Below are 22,982 nucleotides of genomic sequence, written 5' to 3'. Positions count from 1 at the left end.
GGTCGGCCCCGCGCGACCGCAGCACGGGTTCCGGCGGTCGCGCCGGGGCCGCGGTCGCGCGGGGGTGGGCGTCAGCCCTTGCCGCCCGCCTTCAGTACCTGGGCGGCGGCCACGCCGGCCGCGCTGTTGCCGTGGCCGCCGCCCTCGACCTCGGCGGCGACGGCGAGGTCGCCGCGGTAGGCGATGAACCAGCTGTTGGTGGCCTTGCCGCCGGCCTCGACGGTGCCGGTCTTGGCGCCGATCTGTCCGGACAGGCCGGACATCGGGGCACGGGCGGTGCCCTGGGTGGCGGTCTTCGCCATCATCGCGCGCAGGTTCCGGGCGACGTCGGCGGGCAGTTTCCCGGGCGCCGACACGCGCTTGGCGTCCTCCCGCAGGACGGGCTGGCGGAACGTTCCACTCTGCACGGTGGCCGCGACCGAGGCCATCAGCAGCGAGTTGACCTGGACCCGGCCCTGGCCGATGTACGCGGCGGCGGCCTCGTCCTTGGTGCCCGGCAGCGGGATGGTGGCGTCCCGGCTCGGGATGCCGATGTGCCACTCCAGGCCGAGGCCGAACTGCTCGCGGGCCACCGTGGCCAGCGTGCCGGGCTGCAGCTTCTCCAGGCCCTTGTCGATGAAGCCGGTGTTGCAGGAGTGGGTGAAGTCGTCGGTGAGCGTGTACGCGGGGAAGTCGCCGGGGTCGTCGTTGCGCCAGGGGCGCGGGGAGTAGGTGGTGTCCTTGCAGGGCACCACGGTGTCCGGGGTCACCCCGGCCTCCAGCAGCGCGGCGGAGGTGATCACCTTCATGGTGGAGCCGGGCGGCTGCCCGCCCGCGACCGCGCGGTTGAACCCGCTCGGCGAGTAGGCCATCGCGAGGATGTCGCCGGTGCTCGGCTGGACCGCCACCAGCGAGGCCGGCTTGCCGCCCGCCGACTGCTGCTTGACCGCCTCCTCGGCGACCTGCTGGAGGTCGGCGTCCAGCGTGAGCTTGACCTGCGGCGCGCTCGGCGGGGTCAGCACGAACAGCTGCTCGGGTTCCTTCCCGGAGCCGCCCGAGACCGTCACGGCCCGCCCGGTGACGACGGCCGCGCCGTCGGCGGGCGCGATCTGGGGCAGCACGGCGCTCAGCGACGGGAAGCCTTCGAGCGGCTTGCCGTTGCGGTCGGCCGGCTTCGACACCGGGTCCGGCAGGGCCTTCACGGCGATCGTCCGGCCCGGGCCGAGCTGCGGGTGGATCACGGTCGGCACCCAGTGCACGACGGCCCGGCCGTCCTGGGCCCGGACCACGCTGAGCGCGCTGTCGTACTCCCAGGCGCCCGTCGCGCCCTCGAACTCGGCCTTCACCCGGAAGCCGAGGGCCGGCTCGGCCGGCGTGCCGGACGCCGCGGGGCCCGTCCCGGTCAGCGCGAACGCGCGCGTCGGGACGTTCTCGCGGAACGCAGTCAGCGCGGCGCGCGCGGTCTCCGGCCGGTCCGTCAGCGCGGAAGCGGCGGTCACGTCCCCGCGGCCCCAGGCCGCCAGGAATTCCTTCCCCGCCGCCTCGGCCTGCTGGGCGGTCGGCGGCTCCTGCGGGCCCTTCGCCGCGGTCTCGGACCCCTGGCCGCCACTGCCGCCCGGGGAGCCGCTGCCGTTCGAGACGGCGTCCACGATGGTGTAGGCGCCGTACCCGCCGACGGCGAGCAGCGCGGCGAACACCCCGCCCGCCGCCACCAGGACGGCCCGGCGCCCGCCCGAGCGGCGCGGGGCCTGCGCCCCCTCCTCCTCGGACTCGACGTCGTGGTCGTCGAGCTCGGCGTATCCGGCGTACCCGTCGGGTTCGCGGTCCTCTCGCATTTCCTCGTCCCCCCTGTGTCCTTCGTGGCACCCCGCGGTGGCGCGCGGTGCCGCGTGTCGTGCGGACCTGCCCCCTCCGGCGTCCCGGCCCGCGGCCCGGACGGCTGGTCGCGCATCCGTTCGGGCGCGGACCAGCCTATGCGGGGGCGGGTGATCGCGACAGTGGGACGGCCCGCCGGGCGGAGCGGCCCCGGTGGGCCGGACGGAACCGGCCACCGGGGCCACCGGGGCCGTCAGGCCCAGGGGTCGGTGAACGCGCGGCCCGGGACGGGCTTGGCGATCAGGGCGACGGGCGTGAAGAAGTTGACCTGGCCGATGGCGATCATCAGGGTGGCCAGGGCCTTCTCGTCGTAGTGCCCGGCGACCTCGGCGTACAGCGCGTCGCTGACCCGCTCCCCCTGCCCGGCGGGCCGGAGGGCGGCTTCGGTCAGGGCGAGCGCGGCCCGCTCGGCGGCGGTGAAGTACGGCGAGTCCTGCCAGGTGGCCACCGAGGCGATCCGCTCCTCGCTCTCGTCGGCCTTGCGGAGGAGACCCGTGTGCAGGACGGTCAGGTAGGTGCTCCCGGCGAGCTGACCGGCCCGCAGCTGGACCAGGCCGATGGTGCCGCGGGGCACCGAGCGGTTGCCGGTGGCCCTGAACAACGCGGCCGAGACCTCGGCGAGTTCGGGTACGAGCCGCACCGGGTCCTGCGCCATGCGGGGGCGCAGCGGGATCTCGGTGGTGATCGGTCGGTCGGTGATCGTTCGGTCGGTCATCGGTGCGGTCCTCTCGGATCGGGTGATCGGCGGGTGCCGTCACCGGTCCGACGGATCCCGGCGCGGTGGTGTGACACCGCGGACCCACCCGTTCCTCAGCGCAGGACCGCGGGCGTCGGTCCGTCCGGCCGCACGGTGATGCTGTAGGCGGCGCCCGCCGGCCTGGCGCGGAACTCCACTGTGCCCGCCGGCAGCAGGAGTTCGAGCAGCGCCGTGGTCTCCCGCAGCGCGAACTGGGTGCCCAGGCAGGCCCGGGCGCCGAGGCCGAAGGGGATGTAGGCGCCGAGGTGGCCGGGGCGTTCCGAGCCGGGGGCGAAGCGGGCCGGGTCGAAGCGCTCGGGGTCGGGCCACAGGGCCGGGTCGCGGTGGGTGAGGTACGGGCAGACCAGCACGTCCGTTCCGGCGGCGATGCGGTGGCCGGCGACGACGTCGTCCTCGACGGCGTGCCGGGGGAGCAGCCAGGCGGAGGGGTAGAGCCGCAGGGTCTCGCTCACCAGCGCCTGCGGGTCGGCGGTCCGGGCCCCGGGGTGGCGGTCGAGCAGGAGGAAGAGCCAGGTCAGCGTGGTGGCGGTGGTCTCGTGCCCGGCGACGAGCAGGGTGACGAGTTCGTCGCGGATCAGGGTGTCGGTGTACTCGGGGAACCGGTCGCCCGCCTCCAGCAGGACCCGGAGCACCCCCGGCTCCGCCACCGGGCCGGCCGACCGCGCCGCCTCGATCGCGGCGTGCGCCACCGCGTCGACCCGGGCCAGGTCCCCGGCGACCGCGTCGCGGGCGTCCGCCGCGTTGCTCGGCAGTTTCGGCATGGCGGCCACCACCCGTTCCACCGAGCGGAGTTCGTGGTCCGTCCGGTCGTCCAGCGGCAGCCCGGTGAGTGCCCGCCAGACGGTGTCCAGGGCGAAGCGGCGCATCTCCTCGCCGACGTCGAAGACCTCCCCGCTGCGCCGGTACCCCTCCCAGCGGTCGGCGGTCCGGCGCGCGGCCGCCGCGATCCGCTGCTCGTACCTGCGCATCCCCGGTCCTGTGAACTGCGCTTGCAGCAGGCGCCGTTGGCGCTTCCAGGCGTCCCCGGTGGCGGACAGCACGCCGTCCCCGACGAGCATCCGGGCGCGGTGGGAGCGCTTGACGTACCGGTCCGGGTGGCGGCCCAGGACGTGCTGCACCGCCTCCGGGTCGGTGACCAGCACGGTCGGCGTCGGGCCGAGCCGGACCGCGGCGAGCCCGCCGACGGCGCGCTGCGCCCGGGCCAGCAGCTCGACGAGCTCGGCCCCTTCGGCCCGCCACTGCTCGACGGCCGCGGGGTCCAGTTCCGGTACCGGGCGGGTGTCCGTGCTCACGGGTGTGGTCCTTCCGGGCTGCTGACGGTACGTCCGCTGTGACTCTATGCCGTCGCGTGCCGGGGAGGCTGCGCCGGGCGGGTGGCGGGCCGGGCCGGGGCCCGCGCGGCGCCCGGTCCCGCCGTGTGCGAACGGGTACCGTGCGGCGGGGCCGACCGGCCCCGCTCGCTGCGCGGATGGGAGAACGCATGCCCGGGACCCGGCACATCGGAGGGGGCAGGTCCGGCCGAGAGGCCCGATGGCTGGCGGTCGCCATGCTCGTACCGGCCCTGGTGGCCTGCGGCGGCGGTGGCGGCGACTCCGCCTCGGCCCAGCGGAGCGACAGCGGTCAGAACGGCAACGGCCAGAGCGACAACGGCCAGAACGGCAACGGCGGGCAGACCGGGGACCAGCGGACCCAGGACTCCGGGAACCAGGGCGGGTTCCGGACCGCCGGCGAGCCGTCGGCGAACGTCCAGGGCACCGACAACGCCGCCCTGATCAAGCTGTCCTTCACGTCCAAGACCAGCTTCAAGGCCACGATCAGCAAGGTCGCCGACTGCCACACCACGGCGTTCGCGACCCCCACCTCGCAAACGGTCCAGGTGGTCGACGGCGAGACCGAGCGGGTCGGGTTCACCCTTCCGCAGTGGAAGCCGGGCACCACGAGCCGCACGATCTGCCTGACGGTGACGGTCGACGGGGCCAGCAAGTCGGTCCAGGCCGAGGGTGCCGTGGAGATCATCACCCCCGACAACAACAGCACCCCCGACAACAACAGCACCCCCGACAGCGGCTCCACCTCCGGCAACGGCTCCACCCCCGGTGGCGGGGCGAGCCCGTACGGCGGCGTCTCCGCCGGGAGCAACTCCTGAGCTCTGGCGAGGAGGAGGAGCCCCCGCACGAGCCTCCGCGCGAGCTCCCGGACGGGCCGAAGCAGCCGGAGGCACGGCCCTGGACCGACTGGATCGCCAAGCTCGCCACCTGGGTCGCCCCGACCACCCTCCTCACCGCGCTGCTCTTCTTCTTCGGCTACGCCTACACCAGCTCGCTCTACGCCTACTTCGGCATCGACGCCGGCACGATCGGCTTCACCACCCAGGACCTGCTGATCCGCAGCTCGCCCGCGCTCTACGTCCCGGCCGGGGTGGCGCTGGTCGGTGCGCTGTTCGGCGCACTGGGCTACCACCTCGCGACCAGGGCGGCCGGAGACGGCAGGGGCGGCGCCCGGACCGTCCGGTGGATCTGCCTGGCCGTCACCGTGCTGGTGCTCCCGCTGCTGGTGGTCGGCTTCCTGGCCGGCTTCGAGGTGGTCGACGCGGGCCCGATGGGCACCCCGTTGCTGATCGGCGGCGCGCTACTGCTCGCGGTGCTGGCCCGCCTGATGTACGTGCGCAGCACCGGCGCGGACTACCCGCTCACCGGGGAGCGCGCGGCGCTGGGCATCAGCGTGGCGATCATCGTGCTCTGCTCGTACTGGGCGGTCGGCGGCTACGCCCAGCAGAAGGGGACGGCCGACGCCGAGCAGCTCGCCCACCACCTCTACCGGCGTCCGGCGGTCGTCCTGGACACCTCGGAGCGGCTCCACCTGGGGTGGGCGGGGGTGCGGGAGACGGTGCTGCCCGACGTGGAGGAGGGGGCGAGGTTCCGGTACCGCTACGAGGGCCTGCGGCTGCTGGCCCACTCCGGCGGCCGGATGTTCCTCGTCCCGCGCGACTGGACCTGGGAGAGCGGCAACGGGCTGATCCTCCCCTTCGACGCCACCGTCCGGGTCGCGTTCCACCCGGGCTGACCAGCCGACCCCCGACAGCACCGCTGCGCCGCGGTCCGTCCCCTCGACGGACCGCGGCGCAGTGGCTTTCAGGAGGCGTCAGGGCGCTCCGGTCACACCGGCTGCCACAGGGCCGGGACGATCGGCGGCTCCCAGCCGACCTGGGCGGTGTGGCCCTGGAGGCAGACGTAGGTGACCCCGTTGTAGGTCACGGTGTCGCCGGCCTGGTAGGTGGTGCCGGCCGACCAGGTGCCACCGGGGTCGGGGTTCCCGTTGCCCACGACCAGCGAGAAGCTGGTGGTGTGGGTGGCGGAGCCGCTCCCGGTGAGGGTGATGCCGTAGGTGCCGGGCGCGGTGGAGGCGGAGGTCGCGATGCTGACCGTCGCGGAGCCGCCGGACTGGACCGAGGACGGGCTGAAGGAGACCGTGACACCGGCCGGGGCGCCCGAGGCGGTCAGGTAGACCGTCTGGGCCGAGCCGGAGGTGGTCGCGGTGGCGACGGTCGCCGTGGCGGTGTCACCGGGGTTGACGGTGGCGGTGGCCGGGTTCACCGAGACGGAGAAGTCGTTGGCGGGCGTGGCGCCGCCGACCGAGGTCTTCCAGATGGTGTAGGCCACGCCGTCGGCGCTGCGGTTGAGCACGGTGGCGTCGACGTTGCCCGTGGTGTCGCAGGACTGGTGGTAGCAGGAGTCGTAGGAACGGCCTGCCGTGCCGCCCCACTTGGCCGCCTGCGCCGAGGTCTTGGTGTCGCTGGCCCCGGCCGCGTAGCCCGAGGTCGGGACGCCGGCCTGCTGGAAGGAGTAGTCGTCCGAGCGGCCTTGGCCCTCGACGTTCTCCTCCGGCTGCAGGTTGAGCGAGTCCCAGTAGGCCTTCATCGGCGCGGAGGCCGAGGAGGAGATGTTGTTGATGAAGTAGCCGGCGTTGGGCGAGCCGACCATGTCGAAGTTGTAGTACGCCTTGATCGCGGAGCGCTGGGCGGAGCCGAGCCGGCCGACGTAGAACTGCGAGCCCTGCAGGCCCTGTTCCTCGCCGGTCCACCAGGCGAACCGGACGTGCCGGGTCAGCGACGGGTTCTGCTGGGCGAGCACCAGGGCGTTCTCCAGCAGGGTGGCCGAGCCGGAGCCGTTGTCGTTGATGCCGGGGCCGGCGCCGACGCTGTCCAGGTGCGCGCCGAACATGGTGACCTGGTCGGACGGGCCGCCGGGCCAGTCGGCGATCAGGTTGGAGGACTGGTAGGTGCAGGAGGTGCAGGTCTGCTCGCTGACGGTGTACCCGGCGGCCTGCAGCTTGCCCTTGAGGTACGCCACCGACTGGCTGTGCCCGGCGGTGCCCGCCCGGCGGTTGCCGCCGTTCTGGTCGGCGATGGTGTTCAGCTGCGACAGGTGGGCCTGGACCTTGGCGACGTCGATGTCGGGCGCGGGCCCGCCGGGGTTGCCCCCGCCGCCGACGGTCAGGGTGTACTGGGCGGTGTGGGTGGCCGCGCCGGCGGTGCCGGTGACGGTGATCACGTACGTCCCGGCCGGGGCTCCCGAGGAGGCCGACAGCGTCAGCGTGGCGGACGAACCGGTCTGCACGGACGAGGGGCTGACCGTCGCGGTGACGCCGGACGGGGCGCCGGAGACGCTCAGGCCGACGGACTGCGCGGTGCCCGAGGTGAGGGCGGTGCCGACCGTCGCCGTGGTCGAGGCGCCGGGCTGGACCGAGCCGGACGCCGGGCCGAGCGACAGCGAGAAGTCGTTGGTGCCGGACGGCGTGCAGGACGGGTCACCGCTCTGCGCGGGCACGCTGATCGCGTCCCAGGCGGCCTTGGCCCGGTTGAAGAAGGTGCAGGACGGGTCCAGGCTCTTCGCCGCCGTCAGGGTGGCGGTGCGGTAGCGCTTGTACGTCATGCCGCTGGTCTTGAGCAGCATGCCGCCGTAGAAGACCCGGCCGGCGTCCTTGATGCCGATGCCGGTGACCGAGGAGTTGTTGCAGGTCGGGCTGGTGGGCTTGCCGCCGCCCGGGTTGGAGCCCTCGGCCAGCAGGTAGAACCAGTGGTTCAGCGGTCCGGCGGCCGCGTGCTCCTCGGTGTTCGGGATGGAGGAGGAGTAGCAGTTGGGGTTGTTGCCCACCAGTGAGGGGTTGTACATGTTGCGGATCGGCCCGCTGCCGACCAGGTTGATCATCTCGCCGACGGTGTAGTCCGGGCTGTCGTACGGCGCGGGCTCGTTGGCGTAGGCCTCGGTGAGCGCGCCCATGATGTCGCCGGTGGACTCGCCCAGCCCGGCCTCGTTGTTGGCGCCGCCCGGGGTGTACTGGTCGATGCCGTGGCCGAACTCGTGGCCGACCACGTCGATCGAGGCGATCCACTCGTTGGCCTGGCTGTGGCCGATGGATATCGTGCTGCCGTCCCAGTAGGCGTTGACGTCGTTGAGGCCGACCTTCACCGGCCAGCTGCCGCCGTTGCCGTTGTGCCCGTTGCGACCGAGCCAGTCGCGGAGCATGTCCCATTCCTTCTGGGCCGCGAACATCGCGTCGCCGCAGCCGGTCTCCTTGCTGGTCGGGCTGCCGGTGCCCCAGGAGTCGGCGGACTTGGAGAACACCTGTCCGGTGCTGTAGTCGGAACAGGACAGGCCCGGCCGGTTCGGGTCGCGCAGCGAGTAGGAGCCGCCCGAGCCGGTGGTGCCGATGGTGACCGGGGCGGGGCCGTTCCACTTGCTGTTGACGGTGCCGGCGTGGACGTCGTCGTAGCTGTCGACGACCTCGCCGCTCGCGGCGTCGACGAAGACGTGCAGCCGGCTCGGGGCGCTGCCCCTGCTGCCGGCGAGCACGGTCTCCCAGGCGAGCCGCCCGCCGTTGCCGTCCTTGACCCGGACGACCAGGCGGTTGGACTCCACCTTGTCCACGACGGTCAGGCCGGTGCGGGCGGTCTTCTCCGCGTGCGCCGCACTGACCTGCGGGGTGACGGACCCGCCGACCGGGCCGGGGGCGGCGGACTGCAGGCCGCGGACCTTGCCCTGTCCGTCGGCGAGCACCACCGCGTCGCCGCCGACCACCGGCAGGCCGCGGTAGCTGCGCTCGTACGCGACGGAGTAGAGGCCGCCGACCCACGGGGTGACGGACTTGCGCTCGTAGGTCTCGTCGGGGCCCTTGGCCAGGGCGTCCAGTCCGGCCGAGGCCGCGGCGTCGGCCGCGTTGACGGCGGCGGCCAGGGCGCCGGGTGGCGCCGGGGAGGGGGTGGGCGCGGCGGTGGCCGGCCCCGCGGTGGCGGCGATCAGGCCGGCCAGCACGGTCAGGGTGGTCGCCGTGGTGAGCAACCGACCCGTGGAAATCCTGCGTTGCATCGAGGCTCCTCGCACGTGGGGGTCCTCGACCGCGGACGGCAAGGCTGGTGGCGCACCGCAGGCCGCGTCGGGGGGACGGCCGTGCGGGCCGTCCGCGCTCGGGTGCCCGAACCCTCACATGGCGTCATGCTCGGGTCAATGGCTGGTGCGGGCGATGCATAGGGTTGGCAAATTCCGTCAAGCCCGCGTCCCCGCTTCGCGTCAAGCTGGGCTTTTCTTCCAGTGGTTGAGACCACATCATGTACGGCGCGGGTGGCCGTCGAGTACCGTCGGCCATCGAGCACCGTCCTCGTCATCGGAGTCGTCGGAACCACTGGAATCGTCGGCGGGCCCCGCGATCGGCCGGGAACGACGACGCACCCGGGGAGGCAGCCGTGGAGCGGAACCGCGTGGTCCCTGCGGCGGGGGCTCCGGCACCGTCGACCGGCCAGGGTCGGGGCGCCTGGGAGGAGTTCGGCGCCCGGCTGCGGCACTGGCGGCGCCGGGCCGGCCTGACCCAGGCGCAACTCGGCGCCGGGATCGGCTACGACCACACCGCGGTCAGCAAGATCGAACACGGATCCCGCCGGGTCACCCCCAGGGTCGCCGACCGGATCGACGAACTCCTCGGCGCGGGAGGGGAGTTGATTGCCTCCTGCCTGCGCGCCGAGACCGCGGAGCTGTGCGCCCTCGACTCCTTCTCGCCCGCACTGCTGCGGCCCCCGCTGCCGGGCCCCGCCCCGGTCGGTCCAACCCCGGCCCCGGCCGCCCCCGCCCCGGCCCGGCTGCCGGACTACGGCCTGCTCTGCCCACTGCACGGCGCCGCGGGCTGCGCCGTCCCCGGCGCCGCCGAACTTGCCGGGCTGCACGCCGAGTTCTGCGCCCCCGGGGCGCTCGCCGACCCGGCCGCCGTCGCCCCGCTGGACGCCGCCACCGCGCACGCCCTGACCGGACTGCTCGCCGCCCGCCTGCGCTCCGGCGAGACCGGTGACCGGCCGGGCCTCGCCGCCGCCGTCGAGCGCACCCTGCACGCCGTCCTCGCCCGGCTCGCCAACGCCCCCGCCGGACAACGCCGTCCGCTCGCCCGGCTGGCCGCCGAGCACGCCCACGCGGCCGGTGCGCTGCGCATGCAGCACGGCCGCAACGCCACCGCGATGGCCTGCTACGACCGCGCGCTCACCTGGGCCGGTCTCGCCGGGGACCAGGCCACCCAGGTCGGCACGCTCAGCGACCTGAGCATCCTGGCCCGGCTGGACGGCGACCCGGAGGCCGCGCTCGGCTACGCCCGCGAGATCGACCGGGTCGCCCCCGGTCGGCACTGGGCCGGCGCGATGGGCCGGATCAGCCGGGCCCGCGCGCACGCCCTGACCGGTGACGTCCGGTCGACCGTCCGTCAGATCGGCCTGGCCAGAGCGCATCTGGACCACATCGGCGCGCAGGACGAAGTCGACGTGCCCTGGCTCTCCATCGCCTCGATGCGGGTGCGGGTCGAGGCCGCTGCGGCCGCCGCCCTGCGCGACCTCGCGGTGGCCGGCGACGACCCCCGGCTGGCCCGGCGGGCGCTGAGCGCCACCGAGACCGCGATCGGCCTGCTCGGTCCGGACCAACTCCCGGCCAGCCGACTGCTGTTCGTGGTCCGGGCGGCGGACTGCCACGTCTGCGCGCACGATCCGCGGGCGGCCGTCGACCTGCTCGCCCCCGCGCTGGAGGGCACCCCCGGGGTCGCTCTCCCCGCCCTGGTCGAGTACGAGCTGCGCGGCCTGCGCGACCGCCTCGCGGCGTGCGAACCGCGCGCCGCCGACCGGCTGGCGGAGCTGGTCCGGGCCTGAGCGGCGGCGCGCGCACCGGGTCGACCGGACGTTCCCGCGGGCGGGGGCTCGCGGCCCCACACCGGGCGGTGTGGAGGTGCAGTGTCGCGACAACTCCCGCTCCAGCGGCGAAATGCGCCCCCTTCGCGCGGTTCGAGCGTCAACTTCGTGCGCGTATCGTCCGCCGATCGGGTCATTCATGGCGTTACCACGTCGAATGACTGCCCCGACCATCGGCTCCCGCTAGAGTCGAGACGTTTCCAGTCGTTAGTCCGCGAAGAACGAGGGGCGCGTGCTGTACACCCTTGCACGCCGGCTCGCCCATCCACTCCTGCTGCTGGGCGTGCTGTGCACCGCCGTCGCGACCCTGCGCCTCCACTGGGCGCCCGACCGGGTCTCCCCGCTCGTCCTGGTGGCCGTCATCGGATACCTGGCGGTGCTGGAGCGGGTGATCCCGTACCGGACCGACTGGCACCCGACGCGTCGCGAACTCGGCTGGTACAGCGTGTACTTCGTGCTGAGCATGATCGGCGGAGCGCTGGCCCAGGGGCTGGTGACGGGGCTGGTGGAGCTGCTCGGCCCGGCGCACCCGGCGCTGCCCTTCGCGGTGGAGATCCCGCTCGCGCTGCTGGTCGGATCGCTCGGCGACTACCTCGTGCACCGCTGGTCGCACCGCAACCGGTGGCTCTGGCGGCTGCACGGCGTGCACCACGTTCCGGAGAAGGTGAACGTCGCGAACAACGGCGTGAATCATTTCCTGGACGTCTTCGTCGCGCAGTCCGTGGTCCAACTTTCGCTGGCAATGATCGGATTCTCGGCGGATTCTGTGTTCGTGGTCGGAATATTCGTTCTTGCGCAGGGGTATTTCGTCCACGCGAACGTCGACGTCCACCTCGGGCCGCTCGCCCACGTCCTGGCCGGCCCCGAACTCCACCGCCTGCACCACAGCACCGACCTGGCCGAAGCCGGCCACTACTCCTCCGACCTCTCGCTGTGGGACCACGTGTTCGGGAGCTTCACCTGGCGGCCCGGCCGGGTGCCCACCGCCGTCGGCCTCCCCGACCCGGCCGCGTTCCCCACGACCGGTGAGCTCGGCGCCAGCCTGCTGCACCCCTGGCGCCGGGTGAAGACCGGCGAGCAGTCGGCCTGAACTCCCGTCCGCGCAGCCGTCCGTCCTCTGCCCGCGCCCCCGGCGCCACGCCGTCACCCTCGGATTGGATCATGACTTCCTCGCCCTTCGCCGTGCCCCGCGAGCCCATCGCGATCACCGGTATCGGCTGCCGCCTGCCGGGACACGCCAACGACCACCGGACCTACTGGCGCAACCTGATCGAGGGCCGGGACTGCCTCACCGGGACGCCCGCCGACCGCTACGACACCACCACCCTGGGCAGCCGGGACCGGGCCAAGCCCGGACGTCTGATCGGCGGCCGGGGCGGCTACATCGACGGCTTCGACACCTTCGACCCGGACTTCTTCGGGATCAGCCCGCGCGAGGCCGAACACATGGACCCGCAGCAGCGCAAGCTCCTGGAGGTCAGCTGGGAGGCCCTGGAGGACGGCGGCCTGCGCCCGGCCGAGCTGGCCGGCCGGGAAGTGGGCGTCTACATGGGCGCCTTCACCCTCGACTGGAAGATCCTGCAGTTCGCCGACCTCGACTTCACCACGATCGCCGCGCACACCGCCACCGGCACGATGATGACGATGGTCTCCAACCGGATCTCGCACTGCTTCGACTTCCGCGGCCCCAGCGTCTCGATCGACACCGCCTGCAGCTCCTCCCTGGTCGCCGTCCACCTCGCCTGCCAGAGCCTGCTCCGGGGTGAGACCGAACTCGCCCTGGCCGGCGGTGCGTTGCTGCACATGGCGCCGCAGTACACGATCGCCGAGACCAAGGGCGGCTTCCTCTCCGCGGACGGCCGCTCACGGGCCTTCGACGCCTCCGCCGACGGCTACGTCCGGGCCGAGGGTGTCGGCGTGGTCGTCCTCAAGCGGCTCTCCGACGCACGGCGCGACGGGGACCCGGTGCACGCCGTGATCCTCGGCAGCGGCGTCAACCAGGACGGCCGCACCAACGGCATCACCGTCCCCAACGCCGACGCCCAGGTCACCCTGATCGAGCGGGTCTGCGCCGAGGCCGGGGTGCTGCCCGGCAGCCTGCAGTACGTGGAGGCGCACGGCACCTCCACCCCGGTCGGCGACCCGATCGAGGCCACCGCGCTCGGCCGGGTGCTGGGCATCGGCCGCCGTTCCGGGGACCGCTGCTACGTCGGCTCGGTCAAGACCAACATCGGGCACACCGAGGCCGCCGCCGGCGTCGCCGGGCTGATCAAGACCGCGCTCGCCCTGAAGCACCGCCGCATCCCGCCGCACCTCCACCTGGAACGGCCCAACCCCGGTATCGACCTGGCCGCGCTGCCCTTCGAGATCCCGACCGAGCCGGTCGACTGGCCCGAGCACCGCGGCCCGGCCCGCGCGGGCGTCAACTCCTTCGGCTTCGGCGGCACCAACGCGCACGTCCTGCTGGAGGAACCGCCCGGCCGGGAGCCCGCGCCGCCGGTCGCGGAACCGGTCTGCACCGTCCTGCCGCTGAGCACCAAGGACGCCGCCGGACTGCCCGAACTCGCCGCCGCCGTACGGCAGGAGCTGGCCTCCGGCGCCTCGCTCACCGACCTCGGCCACACCCTGGCGCACCGCCGCCAGCACCTGCCCGAGCGGCTCGCGGTGGCGTACACCTCCCGGCAGGACCTGGACGAGGCACTGGCCGCGTGCGAGCGCGGCGAGGAGCACCCCCGGGTGGCCCGGGGCCGCGCCCGGGAACGCCGGGAGCGGCGCCTGGCCTGGGTGTTCACCGGCATGGGGCCGCAGTGGTGGGGCATGGGCCGCGGCCTGTACGAGAACGAGCCGGTCTACCGGGAGGCCGTCCGGGCCGTCGACGCGGAGATCCGGGAGCAGGCCGACTGGTCGCTGCTGACGGAACTGGGCCGGGACGAGACCGACTCCCGGATGGCCGAGACCTGGCTGGCCCAGCCCGCCAACTTCGCCGTCCAGGTGGGCCTCTCGGCGCTCTGGCGCAGCCACGGCCTGCGCCCCGACGCGGTGGTCGGCCACAGCACCGGCGAGGTCGCGGCCTTCCACGAGGCCGGGGTGTACGACCTCGCCGACGCCGTCCGGGTGGTGCTGGCCCGCAGCCGGCTCCAGCAGCGGCTGGCCGGCACCGGCAGCATGCTCGCCGTCGGCCTGCCGGAGGCCGAGGCGGAGCGCCGGATCCGGCCGTACCGCGCCCGGATTTCCCTCGGCGCGGTCAACAGCCCGTCCGCAGTGACCCTGGCCGGGGACACCGACGGCCTGGTCGAGCTGGCCGGGGAACTGAGGCAGCAAGGCGTCTTCGCCCGCCTCCTGGACGTCGAAGTCCCGTACCACAGCGTGCGGATGGATCCGATCCGGGACGAGCTGGTCGCCGCGCTCGGCCCCGTCAAGCCGCGGGAGGCACGGCTGCCGCTCTACCTGACCGCACGGGAGGGCCTCGCCCGGGGCCCCGAACTGGACGGCGGGTACTGGTGGGAGAACGTCCGCAACCCGGTGCGGTTCCGGGCCGCCGTCGAGCGGATGGCCGAGGACGGGCACGGCCTGTTCCTGGAAGTCGGCCCGCACCCGGTGCTCGGCCACGCGATCCGCGAGTGCGCCGAGCGGACGCACACCCTGCCGTCGATCCGCCGCCGCCAGGACGAGCTCGAGCGCTTCGCCCGCAGCCTGGCCGAACTGCACACCCTCGGCGTCGAGTTGACCTGGGACGCGCTGCACCCGGCCGGCCGGCCGGTACCGCTGCCGGCCTACCCGTGGCGGCGCGACCGGTACTGGGTCGAGCCCGTGCCCGTCGAGCGGGTCAGACTCGGCCGGGTCGACCACCCGCTGCTGGGCCGCCGCACCGCGAGCGCCCAGCCCGGCTGGACCACCGTGCTCGACCCCGAGCGGCTGCCGTACCTGACCGACCACCGGATCGAGGGCCGGGTGGTCTTCCCCGCCGCCGGGTACCTGGAGATGGCCGCCCAGGCCGTCCGCGCCCTCACCGGCGGCACCGAGGTGGTGCTGGCCGAGGTCGAACTCAACCGGGCCCTGTTCCTCTCCGAGGCCGAACCCGTCCCCGTCCAGCTCGGCTACGCGCCGGAGGACGCCCGCTTCACCGTCGCCGCCACCCCGGCCGGCGGCGAGCCGACCGTGCACGCCTGCGGCCGGGTCCGCACCGGCCAGCGCCGCTCCCACGGCCCCGCCCCGGACCTCTCGGCGCCGGACACCCACGGGCAGCGCCTCGACGGGCCGGACTGCTACCGGCGACTGGCCGAGCGCGGCTACGACTACGGACCCGCTTTCCGGGCCATCGAGGAGGTCTGGGCCGGCCCCGGCCGGGCGCTCGCCCGGATCCGGCCGACCGCCGCCCTCGGCCCCGACGCCGCCGACCACCACCTGCACCCGGTCCTGCTGGACGCCTGCTTCCAGACCCTGCTCACCACCACCCTGCACGCACCCGAGGACGGCAGCGTCCGCCTGCCAGTCACCATCGAGGAGGTCCGGCTCGACGGGATCGGCGCCCGCCCGCTCTGGGCGCACGCCACCGTCACCCGCGACAGCGGCGCCGAACTCGTCGGAGACATCGCCCTGTACACCGAGGACGGCGCCCCCGTCGGCCGGATCAGCGGCTTCCGGGTCGCCGACGTCGCCCAGGCCCCGGCCTCGGTCGGCCTGGCCACCATCGACGGCTGGCTCACCGAGGTCGCGTGGACGCCCGCGCCCGCGCCCGTCGCCGAGGAGGCGCCCGGCGACCTGCTGCTCTTCGCCGACCGGAGCGGCCTCGCCGAACGGCTGGCCGCGCTCGCCGCCCGGCACGGCGCCCGCTGCCACCTCGTCCGGCCCGGCGCGCGGTACCGGCACGAGGACGGGCACTCGACCGTCCGGCCCGACTCCGCCGAGGACGTCCGGCGGCTGCTCGCCGACCTGGACCCCGGCCACCGCACCGTCGTCCACCTCTGGAACCTCGACCTGCCCGCCCTCGACGCCACCACGGCCGACCGGCTCGACGGACTCGCCACCCTCGGCGCCTACTCGCTGATCGCGCTCGCCCGGGAACTGCCCGCCGCCCGCCCGGACGCCCGGCTGCACATCGTCACCCGGGGCACCCAGCCGGCCGCCCCCGGCGACCGGGTCGAACCGCTCGGCGCCCCCGCCTGGGGCATCGGACGCGTCCTGTGGCAACAGGAACTCGTCGCCCAGCGCGGCACCCTGGTCGACCTCGACCCGGCCGTCCCCGCGGCCGACCAGGCCGAGGCGCTGCTCGCCGAACTCGCCGCCCGGGACGAGCAGGAGATCGCGCTGCGAGCCGGCGGCCGCCTGACCAGCCGGCTGCGCCCGGCCGAGGGCCTCACCCGGCCGCTGCCGCCGGTCCTGCGCCCCGACGGCAGCTACCTGGTCACCGGGGCGTTCGGCGCCCTCGGCCGGGTGCTCTGCCGCACCCTGGTCAAACGCGGCGCCCGGCGGCTGATCCTGGTCGGCCGCACCGCCCTGCCCGAGCGCTCCCGGTGGGCGCACACCGACCCGGACACCCCGGCCGGGGAGCGGATCACCTTCCTGCGCGAACTCCAGGCGCTCGGCGCCGAACCGCTGCTCGCCCCGGTGGACGTCACCGACGAGGCCGCCCTGGCCGGCTGGCTCGCCGACCACCGGGAGCGCCGGCTCCCGCCGATCCGCGGCGTGTTCCACCTCGCCGGGCAGGTCAAGGACACCCTGCTGGCACAGATGGACCGCGCGGCCTTCGACGCCGGGTACGCCCCCAAGGTCGCCGGCGGTCACCTGCTGCACCGGCTGCTGCGCGACGAACCGCTCGACCACTTCGTGCTGTTCGCCTCCGTCGCCTCGCTGCTCACCACCGCCGGTCAGACCAACTACGCGGCCGGGAACGCCTTCCTGGACGCGCTCGCGCACCACCGCCGGGCCGACGGCCTGCCCGCGCTCAGCCTGGACTGGGGGCCCTGGGCCACCGGCATGATCGAGGAACTGGGACTGGTCGCCCACTACCGGGACGCCCGCGGCATGAGCTCGCTGCCGCCGGACGCCGGGACGGCCGTCCTGGAGCGGGTCCTCGGCCAGGACCGCGCCCAGCTGCTGGTCGCCACCGTGGTCGACTGGCCGACCTTCCTGGCCTGGTACCCGACGCCCCCGCCGCTGGTCGCCGAGCTGGCGGCGAGCGCCGCCGAGCAGGCCCCGGCCGAGACCGGCGGCTTCCTGGACGCCTACCGGGCGGCCGACCCGCAGACCCGGCACGAGCTGGTCACCGAGCGGTTCACCGCCGCCGCCGCGGCCGTGCTGCGGATCGCCGCCGAACGGATCGCCCCGGACACCAGGCTCGGCGCGCACGGCTTGGACTCGCTGCTCGCGATGGAACTGCGCGCCCGGGTGCACGGCGAACTGGGCGTCGCCCTGCCCGTGGTGGCCCTGCTCAGCAACGGCACCGTCGGAGACCTGGCCGACCTGCTCACCGAGGGCCTGGCCGAGCGGCTCGAAGCCGACGACGGCCCCGCCCGGGCCGAGGTCGAGCTGCACACCGACGAGTCCCGCTACCCGCTCACCCACAACCAGCAGGCGCTCTGGTTCCTGCGCCAGCTGCACCCCGACGGCTTCGCGTACAACATCGGCGGCGCCGTCGAGGTCCGCGCGGCGCTCGAACCGGAGCTGGTGTTCGCCGCCTTCCGCCGCCTGGTCGCCCGCCACCCCGGACTGCGCGCCGCCTTCACGAGCGAGGAGGGCCGGCCGGTCCAGCGCATCCGCGCGGAGGACCGGGCCGACACCGGGCTGTTCGACGTCGAGGGCCGCCCCTGGGAGGAGATCCACGAGCTGATCGTCCGCGAGTACCGCCGGCCGTACGACCTCGCCGAGGACCCGCTGGTGCGACTGCGGCTGTTCCGGCGCGGGCCGGACCGGTGGGTGCTGATGAAGGCCGTCCACCACATCGTCTCGGACGCGATCTCCACCTTCACCTTCATCGAGGAGCTGTTCGAGGTCTACGAGGCGCTGCGCCGGGGACGCACCCCCGACCTGCCCCCGGTGCCCGCCCGCTACCTGGACTTCCTCAACCACCAGAACCGCTTCCTGGCCGGGCCCGGGGCGCAGCGGATGCTCGACTACTGGCGCGGCCGGCTGCCCGTCGGGATGCCGGTGCTGGCGCTGCCCACCGACAAGCCCCGGCCGGCCGTGCAGACCCACAACGGCGCCTCCGAGTTCTTCCGGCTGGATGCCGAACTCACGGCCCGCGTGCACGAGTTGGCCCGTGCGCACAACGCCACCCCGTTCATGGTGCTGCTCGGCGGCTACTACCTGCTGCTGCACCGGTGGTCGGGGCAGCCGGACATCGTGGTCGGCAGCCCGGTCACCGGCCGCACCCAGGAGGAGTTCGCCTCCGTCTACGGCTACTTCGTCAACCCGCTGCCGCTGCACGTGAGCCTGGCCGGTGAGCCCACGGTGACCGAGCTGCTGGCCCGGGTCCGGGAGAGCGTGCTCGGCGGGCTGGACAACCAGGAGTACCCGTTCCCGCTGCTGGTCGAGCAGTTGGGGCTGCAGCACGACCCGAGCCGCTCCGCGGTGTTCCAGGCGATGTTCATCCTGCTCACCCACAAGGTCGCCGTGGAGCGCTTCGGCTACCGCCTGGAGTACATCGAACTCCCGGAGGAGGAAGGCCAGTTCGACCTGACGCTGTCCGCCTACGAGGACCGCTCGGACGGCTGCTTCCACTGCGTCCTCAAGTACAACTCCGACCTCTTCGAGCCCGCCACCGTCCGGCGGCTGGCCGCGCACTACCGCAACCTGCTGGACGCCATGACCCGGGCCCCCGAGGGCGAGCCGGTCGGGCGGCTGCGGATGCTGGACCCGGCCGAGCGCCGGGAGATCCTCACCGCGTTCAGCGGCGCCGAGCGCCGGATCGTCCACGACACCCCGCTCCCGGAGCTGATCGCCGGGGCCGCCGCCGAACACCCCGAGGCCGTCGCCGTGGTCGCACCCGGCCGGGACGGGACGCGGCGCCTCACCTACCGCGAACTGGACCGCCGCTCCCGGCGCACCGCCCTGCGGCTGCGCGAACTGGGCGTCGGGGAGGGCACGGTGGTGGCCGTCTGCCTCGACAAGTCGCCCGAGCTGATCACCACCCTGCTGGGGATCTGGCGGGCCGGCGCGGCCTACCTGCCGCTCGACCCCGGCCACCCGGCCGACCGGCTGGCGCACCAGGTGGCCGACGCGGGCGCCGCCCTGGTCGTGGTCGACGACCGGCGCCCGCCCGCCGCCGACCTGCCCGCTCAGCCGGTCACCCTGGCGGACCTCGACCGGCCCGCCGGGGACGCCCGGCTGCCCGCCGCCGACCCGGACCGGGCCGCCTACGTGATCCACACCTCCGGCTCCACCGGCCGCCCGAAGGGGGTCCGGGTCGACCACCGCAACCTGGCCGCCGTCACCGCCGGCTGGCGCGCGGAGTACCGGCTGGACACCGAGGCCCGGGTGCACCTGCAGATGGCCGGGACCGCCTTCGACGTCTTCTCCGGCGACCTCGCCCGGGCCCTCGGCACCGGCGGCACCCTCGTCCTGGTCGACCGCGAGCTGCTCTTCGACACCGCCAGGCTGCACCGGGTGATGCGCGAAGAGGCCGTGGACTGCGGCGAGTTCGTGCCCGCCGTGGCCCGCGCCCTGCTCACCCACTGCGAACGGGACGGCCTGCGGCTGGACTTCCTGAAGCTGGTCGTCGTCGGCTCCGACTCCTGGAAGGCCACCGAACACCGCAGGCTGCGCGCCCTGTGCGGCGAGCGGACCCGGCTGGTCAACTCCTACGGCCTGACCGAGGCCACCGTCGACAGCACCTACTACGAGGGCGCGGCCGACGGCCTGGAACCCGGCCGGATGGTGCCGATCGGCCGGCCCTTCCCGAACAGCGCGCTGTACATCCTGGACCCGTACGGCGAACCCGTCCCGGCGGGCGTGCCCGGCGAGCTGTGGATCGGCGGCGCGGGCGTCGCCGCCGGCTACCCCAACGACCCGGAGCAGAGCGCCCGGCGCTTCCTCACCCTGGAGCTCGACGGCGCCCCGGTGCGGCTCTACCGCACCGGTGACCTCGGGCACTGGGACACCGCCGGCACCGCGCACCTGCTCGGCCGGATCGACAACCAGGTCAAGGTCCGCGGCCACCGGATCGAACCGGGCGAGATCGAGGCCCACCTCACCGCCCGCCCCGAACTCGCCCAGGCCTGTGTGGCCGTCCGCCAGGACGCCTCGGGCGAGGCGGTACTGGCCGCCTACGTCGTCCCCGCCGAGGGCGCGGTGCCGGACCGCCGCGAACTGCGCCGCCACCTGGCCGAGCACCTGCCCACCGTGATGATCCCCTCCTACCTCACCGAACTGCCCGCCCTGCCGCTCACGCCGAACGGCAAGGTCGACCTCGCCGCCCTGCCGGAGCCGAAGGCCGACACCGGCGGCGCCCGGCACGAACCGCCCGTCACGCTCTACGAGACCCGGGTCGCCGAACACTGGCGGAACCTGCTCGGCCTGGACGAGGTCGGCCTGCAGCACGACTTCTTCGAACTCGGCGGCAGCTCGATCCGGCTCATCGAGCTGATCCACCACTTGCGGACCGAGTTCACCATCGAGATCCCGGTCGGCCGGCTGTTCAAGGTCACCACCCTGCACGGCATGGCCCGCACCGTCGAGCAGATCATCACCGGCGAGGCGGCCGGCGGCCAGCCGTACCTCTGGTTCAACCCCGCGGCGACGAACGGCCGGACGGTCTTCTGCTTCCCGCCGGCCGGCGGCCACGGACTGGTCTACCGGCAGCTCGCCGCGCACCTGCCCGAGCACCGGATCGCCGCCTTCAACTACCTGACCGGCGACGACAAGACCGCCCGCTACGCCGACCTGGTCGAGGAACTGCACCCGGCCGGACCGTACGTGCTGCTCGGCTACTCGCTCGGCGGCAACCTCGCCTTCGAGGTCGCCAAGGAACTGGAACGCCGCGGGCGCACGGTCGGCTCGGTCCTGCTGGTCGACGCCTACCGGGTCCCGGACGCCTTCGACCTCGGCGAGGAACACGTGGCCGTCTTCGAACGCGAACTCCACGAGCACCTGCACCGCCACACCGGCTCGCGGATCGTCGCCCGGGAGACCCTCGAACAGGCCCGGGACTACCTGGAGTTCTGCAGCCGCACCCCCAACACCGGCACGGTGCGCGCCCAGCTCGACGTGGTCTGCGAACGCGAACGGCTGGCCGTGCACGTCGGCGGCGAGGAGGGGTCCTGGCACGGCGCCTCCACCACCGGCACCGCCGTGCACGCCGGCCACGGCAGCCACGCCGAGATGCTCGACGGCGAACACGCCGCCCGCAACGCCGAACTGGCGGGCGCCATCCTGGCCGGAGGCGCCGCCGATGGCCGCGGCTGACCGCGGACCGGACTGGTCCGGAAGGGAGCGGGCCCCCGGCGGCCCGCCCCGGGTCATCGTGATCGGGGCCGGCCTGGCCGGCCTCGCCACCGGCTGCTACGCGCAGATGAGCGGCCTGGAGACCCGGATCTTCGAGAAGCACGTCCTGCCCGGCGGCTGCTGCACCGCGTGGTCCCGGCAGGGCTACCTGTTCGACTACTGCATCGACTGGCTGATCGGCACCGCCGAGGGCACCGGCGCGCACCGGGTCTGGAGCGAACTCGGCGCCCTGGACGGCAAGTCGGTGACCCGCTTCGACACCTTCAACCGGGTCGTCGACGAACACGGCCGCGCCGTCAGCTTCTACGGCGACCCGGACCGGCTGGAACACCACCTGCTGGCCCTCGCCCCCGACGACGCCAAGCCGATCCGGGCCTTCTGCCGGGACCTGCGCCGCTTCGCCGCCGTCGACCTGCCCTGGGACCTCACCCCGCCGCCGCTGCGCACCACCGCGGAACGGCTGCGGACCCTGCGCGCCGTCCTGCCCGCCTTCCGGCTGTTCTGGCGCACCGCGACCACCCCGATGAGCGGCTTCGCCGAGCGCTTCCAGGACCCGCTGCTGCGCCGCGCCTTCCCCAACATGTTCCTGCAGGAACCGGCGGGCTTCCCGCTGCTGCCCTACCTGTACACCCTGGCCGCCGCGCACAACGGCAACGCGGGCTTCCCGCAGGGCGGTTCGCTGGGGCTGGCGCGCTCGGTGGAGGAGCGCTACACCTCGCTCGGCGGGGTGGTCGGCTACCGCTGCCGGGTGGAGCGGATCCTGATCGAGGACGGCCGCGCCGTCGGTGTCGAACTCCGCGACGGAACACGGCACTTCGCCGACCACGTGGTCGCCGCCTGCGACGGACCGACCGTCCTCGACCGGCTCCTCGGGGGCCGCTACTCCAGCGCCGCCACCGACCTGCTGTACGGCGAACTGCTCGACAAGCCCGGCAACCTGTACCCGGCCGTGGTCTCCGCCTTCGTCGGCGTCGACGGCCCGCTGCCGGAGGGGGAGCCGCACAGCACCACCTACCTGCTGGCGCCCGAGGAGGGCGCCCGGCTGCCCGGATCGCTGCAGAGCAGCCTGGTGGTGCAGTTGCGCTCGGCCTACGCGGAGGGCTTCGCCCCGCCCGGCAAGTCGGTGCTGCACTGCACCTACTTCAGCGACTACCGCTCCTGGAAGGACCTGCGGGTCCGGGACCGCCGGGCCTACCGGGCGCGCAAGCAGGAGGTCGCCGCGTTCGTCCGGGGGTTCCTGGAACGGACGTACCCCGGGCTCGGCCGACGGATCGAACTGGTCGACGTGGCCTCGCCGGTGACCACCGAGCGGTTCACCGGCAACACCTACGGCAGCATCCTCGCCTGGCAGGCCTTCTCCGAGGCCGAGGACGTCGCCAACCGGCTGGTCAACCGGGACCGGATGCGGCTGCCCGGCCTCGACGGCTTCTCGATGGCCGGGCAGTGGACCGCGCTCGGCGGACTGATCCGGGCCGCCACCAGTGGGCGGTTCGCCGCGCAGTACCTCTGCCGGGAACTGGGGCGGCCGTTCCGGGCCTGGCCCAGCGAGAGCCGGGAACCCTGGCACACCGGCAAGTGGGGTCGCCTGCCGCGACTCGACCGGGCCACCGTGACACGGCCGCAGGCGGGCACGGTGGAGGCCGACGTGGAGACGGAGGCGGCGGGAGCGGCGGACGTGGAAGTGGGAGTGACGGAGTGAGCGGGACGACGACCGGCGGC

Annotated in this window: 9 protein-coding genes; 5 read left to right on the top strand and 4 right to left on the bottom strand. The window is 74.2% G+C overall.

The genetic code is table 11. The annotated features are described in order from the left end of the window. Positions 1 to 71 precede the first annotated feature (71 nt). The 3 genes from ACFV04_RS00235 to ACFV04_RS00225 form a co-directional block, all read right to left on the bottom strand. Positions 72 to 1,814, bottom strand: a complete 1,743-nt coding sequence (locus ACFV04_RS00235; protein WP_380525758.1) for a penicillin-binding transpeptidase domain-containing protein — start codon at positions 1,812 to 1,814, stop codon at positions 72 to 74. A 233-nt stretch (positions 1,815 to 2,047) separates the two neighbouring features. Then, positions 2,048 to 2,569 (bottom strand): carboxymuconolactone decarboxylase family protein, encoded by a 522-nt coding sequence (locus ACFV04_RS00230; RefSeq protein WP_380525756.1) that lies wholly within the window; start codon positions 2,567 to 2,569, stop codon positions 2,048 to 2,050. 95 nt (positions 2,570 to 2,664) lie between these two features. Then, entirely contained in the window at positions 2,665 to 3,903 is a 1,239-nt protein-coding gene (locus ACFV04_RS00225; RefSeq protein ID WP_380525754.1) for a cytochrome P450, read from the bottom strand. A gap of 628 nt (positions 3,904 to 4,531) precedes the next feature. On the opposite strand from ACFV04_RS00225, the gene ACFV04_RS00220 reads away from it, so the two are divergent. Further along, positions 4,532 to 5,674, top strand: a complete 1,143-nt coding sequence (locus tag ACFV04_RS00220) for a hypothetical protein (protein ID WP_380525752.1) — start codon at positions 4,532 to 4,534, stop codon at positions 5,672 to 5,674. Between the two features lie 92 nt (positions 5,675 to 5,766). Here the strand turns inward: ACFV04_RS00220 and ACFV04_RS00215 are convergent, their stop codons facing one another. Further along, the gene (locus tag ACFV04_RS00215; protein WP_380525750.1) at positions 5,767 to 8,976 is read right to left on the bottom strand and encodes a M28 family peptidase; all 3,210 of its coding nucleotides are present in this window, start codon (positions 8,974 to 8,976) and stop codon (positions 5,767 to 5,769) included. A gap of 374 nt (positions 8,977 to 9,350) precedes the next feature. Between ACFV04_RS00215 and ACFV04_RS00210 the strand changes: the two genes are divergently transcribed. From ACFV04_RS00210 to ACFV04_RS00195, 4 genes are all read left to right on the top strand, one after another. After that, complete coding sequence (locus tag ACFV04_RS00210) at positions 9,351 to 10,784, top strand: helix-turn-helix domain-containing protein (RefSeq protein ID WP_380525748.1); 1,434 nt, start codon at positions 9,351 to 9,353, stop codon at positions 10,782 to 10,784. Positions 10,785 to 11,055: 271 nt separating this feature from the next. Then, entirely contained in the window at positions 11,056 to 11,913 is an 858-nt protein-coding gene (locus ACFV04_RS00205) for a sterol desaturase family protein (RefSeq protein ID WP_380337414.1), read from the top strand. Between the two features lie 71 nt (positions 11,914 to 11,984). Next, a complete protein-coding gene (locus tag ACFV04_RS00200; RefSeq protein WP_380525746.1) occupies positions 11,985 to 21,224 on the top strand; it encodes an amino acid adenylation domain-containing protein in 9,240 nt (3,079 codons plus the stop codon). After that, positions 21,211 to 22,962: a phytoene desaturase family protein gene (locus ACFV04_RS00195; protein ID WP_380525744.1), complete on the top strand. Its 1,752-nt coding sequence runs from the start codon at positions 21,211 to 21,213 to the stop codon at positions 22,960 to 22,962. Before ACFV04_RS00200 ends, ACFV04_RS00195 begins: the two co-directional genes overlap by 14 nt. The last annotated feature ends 20 nt before the right edge of the window (positions 22,963 to 22,982 follow it).

The organism is Kitasatospora sp. NPDC059599, from assembly GCF_042735125.1.
Lineage (GTDB): Bacteria > Actinomycetota > Actinomycetes > Streptomycetales > Streptomycetaceae > Kitasatospora.
This window is presented reverse-complemented; position numbering and strand designations above follow the sequence as displayed.

What these genes read in the sequence shown, in the direction of transcription:
- ACFV04_RS00235 (WP_380525758.1), bottom strand. Translation starts at nt 1,814, where the DNA reads ATGCGAGAGGACCGCGAACCCGACGGGTACGCCGGATACGCCGAGCTC.
- ACFV04_RS00230 (WP_380525756.1), bottom strand. Translation starts at nt 2,569, where the DNA reads ATGACCGACCGAACGATCACCGACCGACCGATCACCACCGAGATCCCG.
- ACFV04_RS00215 (WP_380525750.1), bottom strand. Translation starts at nt 8,976, where the DNA reads ATGCAACGCAGGATTTCCACGGGTCGGTTGCTCACCACGGCGACCACC.
- ACFV04_RS00200 (WP_380525746.1), top strand. Translation starts at nt 11,985, where the DNA reads ATGACTTCCTCGCCCTTCGCCGTGCCCCGCGAGCCCATCGCGATCACC.
- ACFV04_RS00195 (WP_380525744.1), top strand. Translation starts at nt 21,211, where the DNA reads ATGGCCGCGGCTGACCGCGGACCGGACTGGTCCGGAAGGGAGCGGGCC.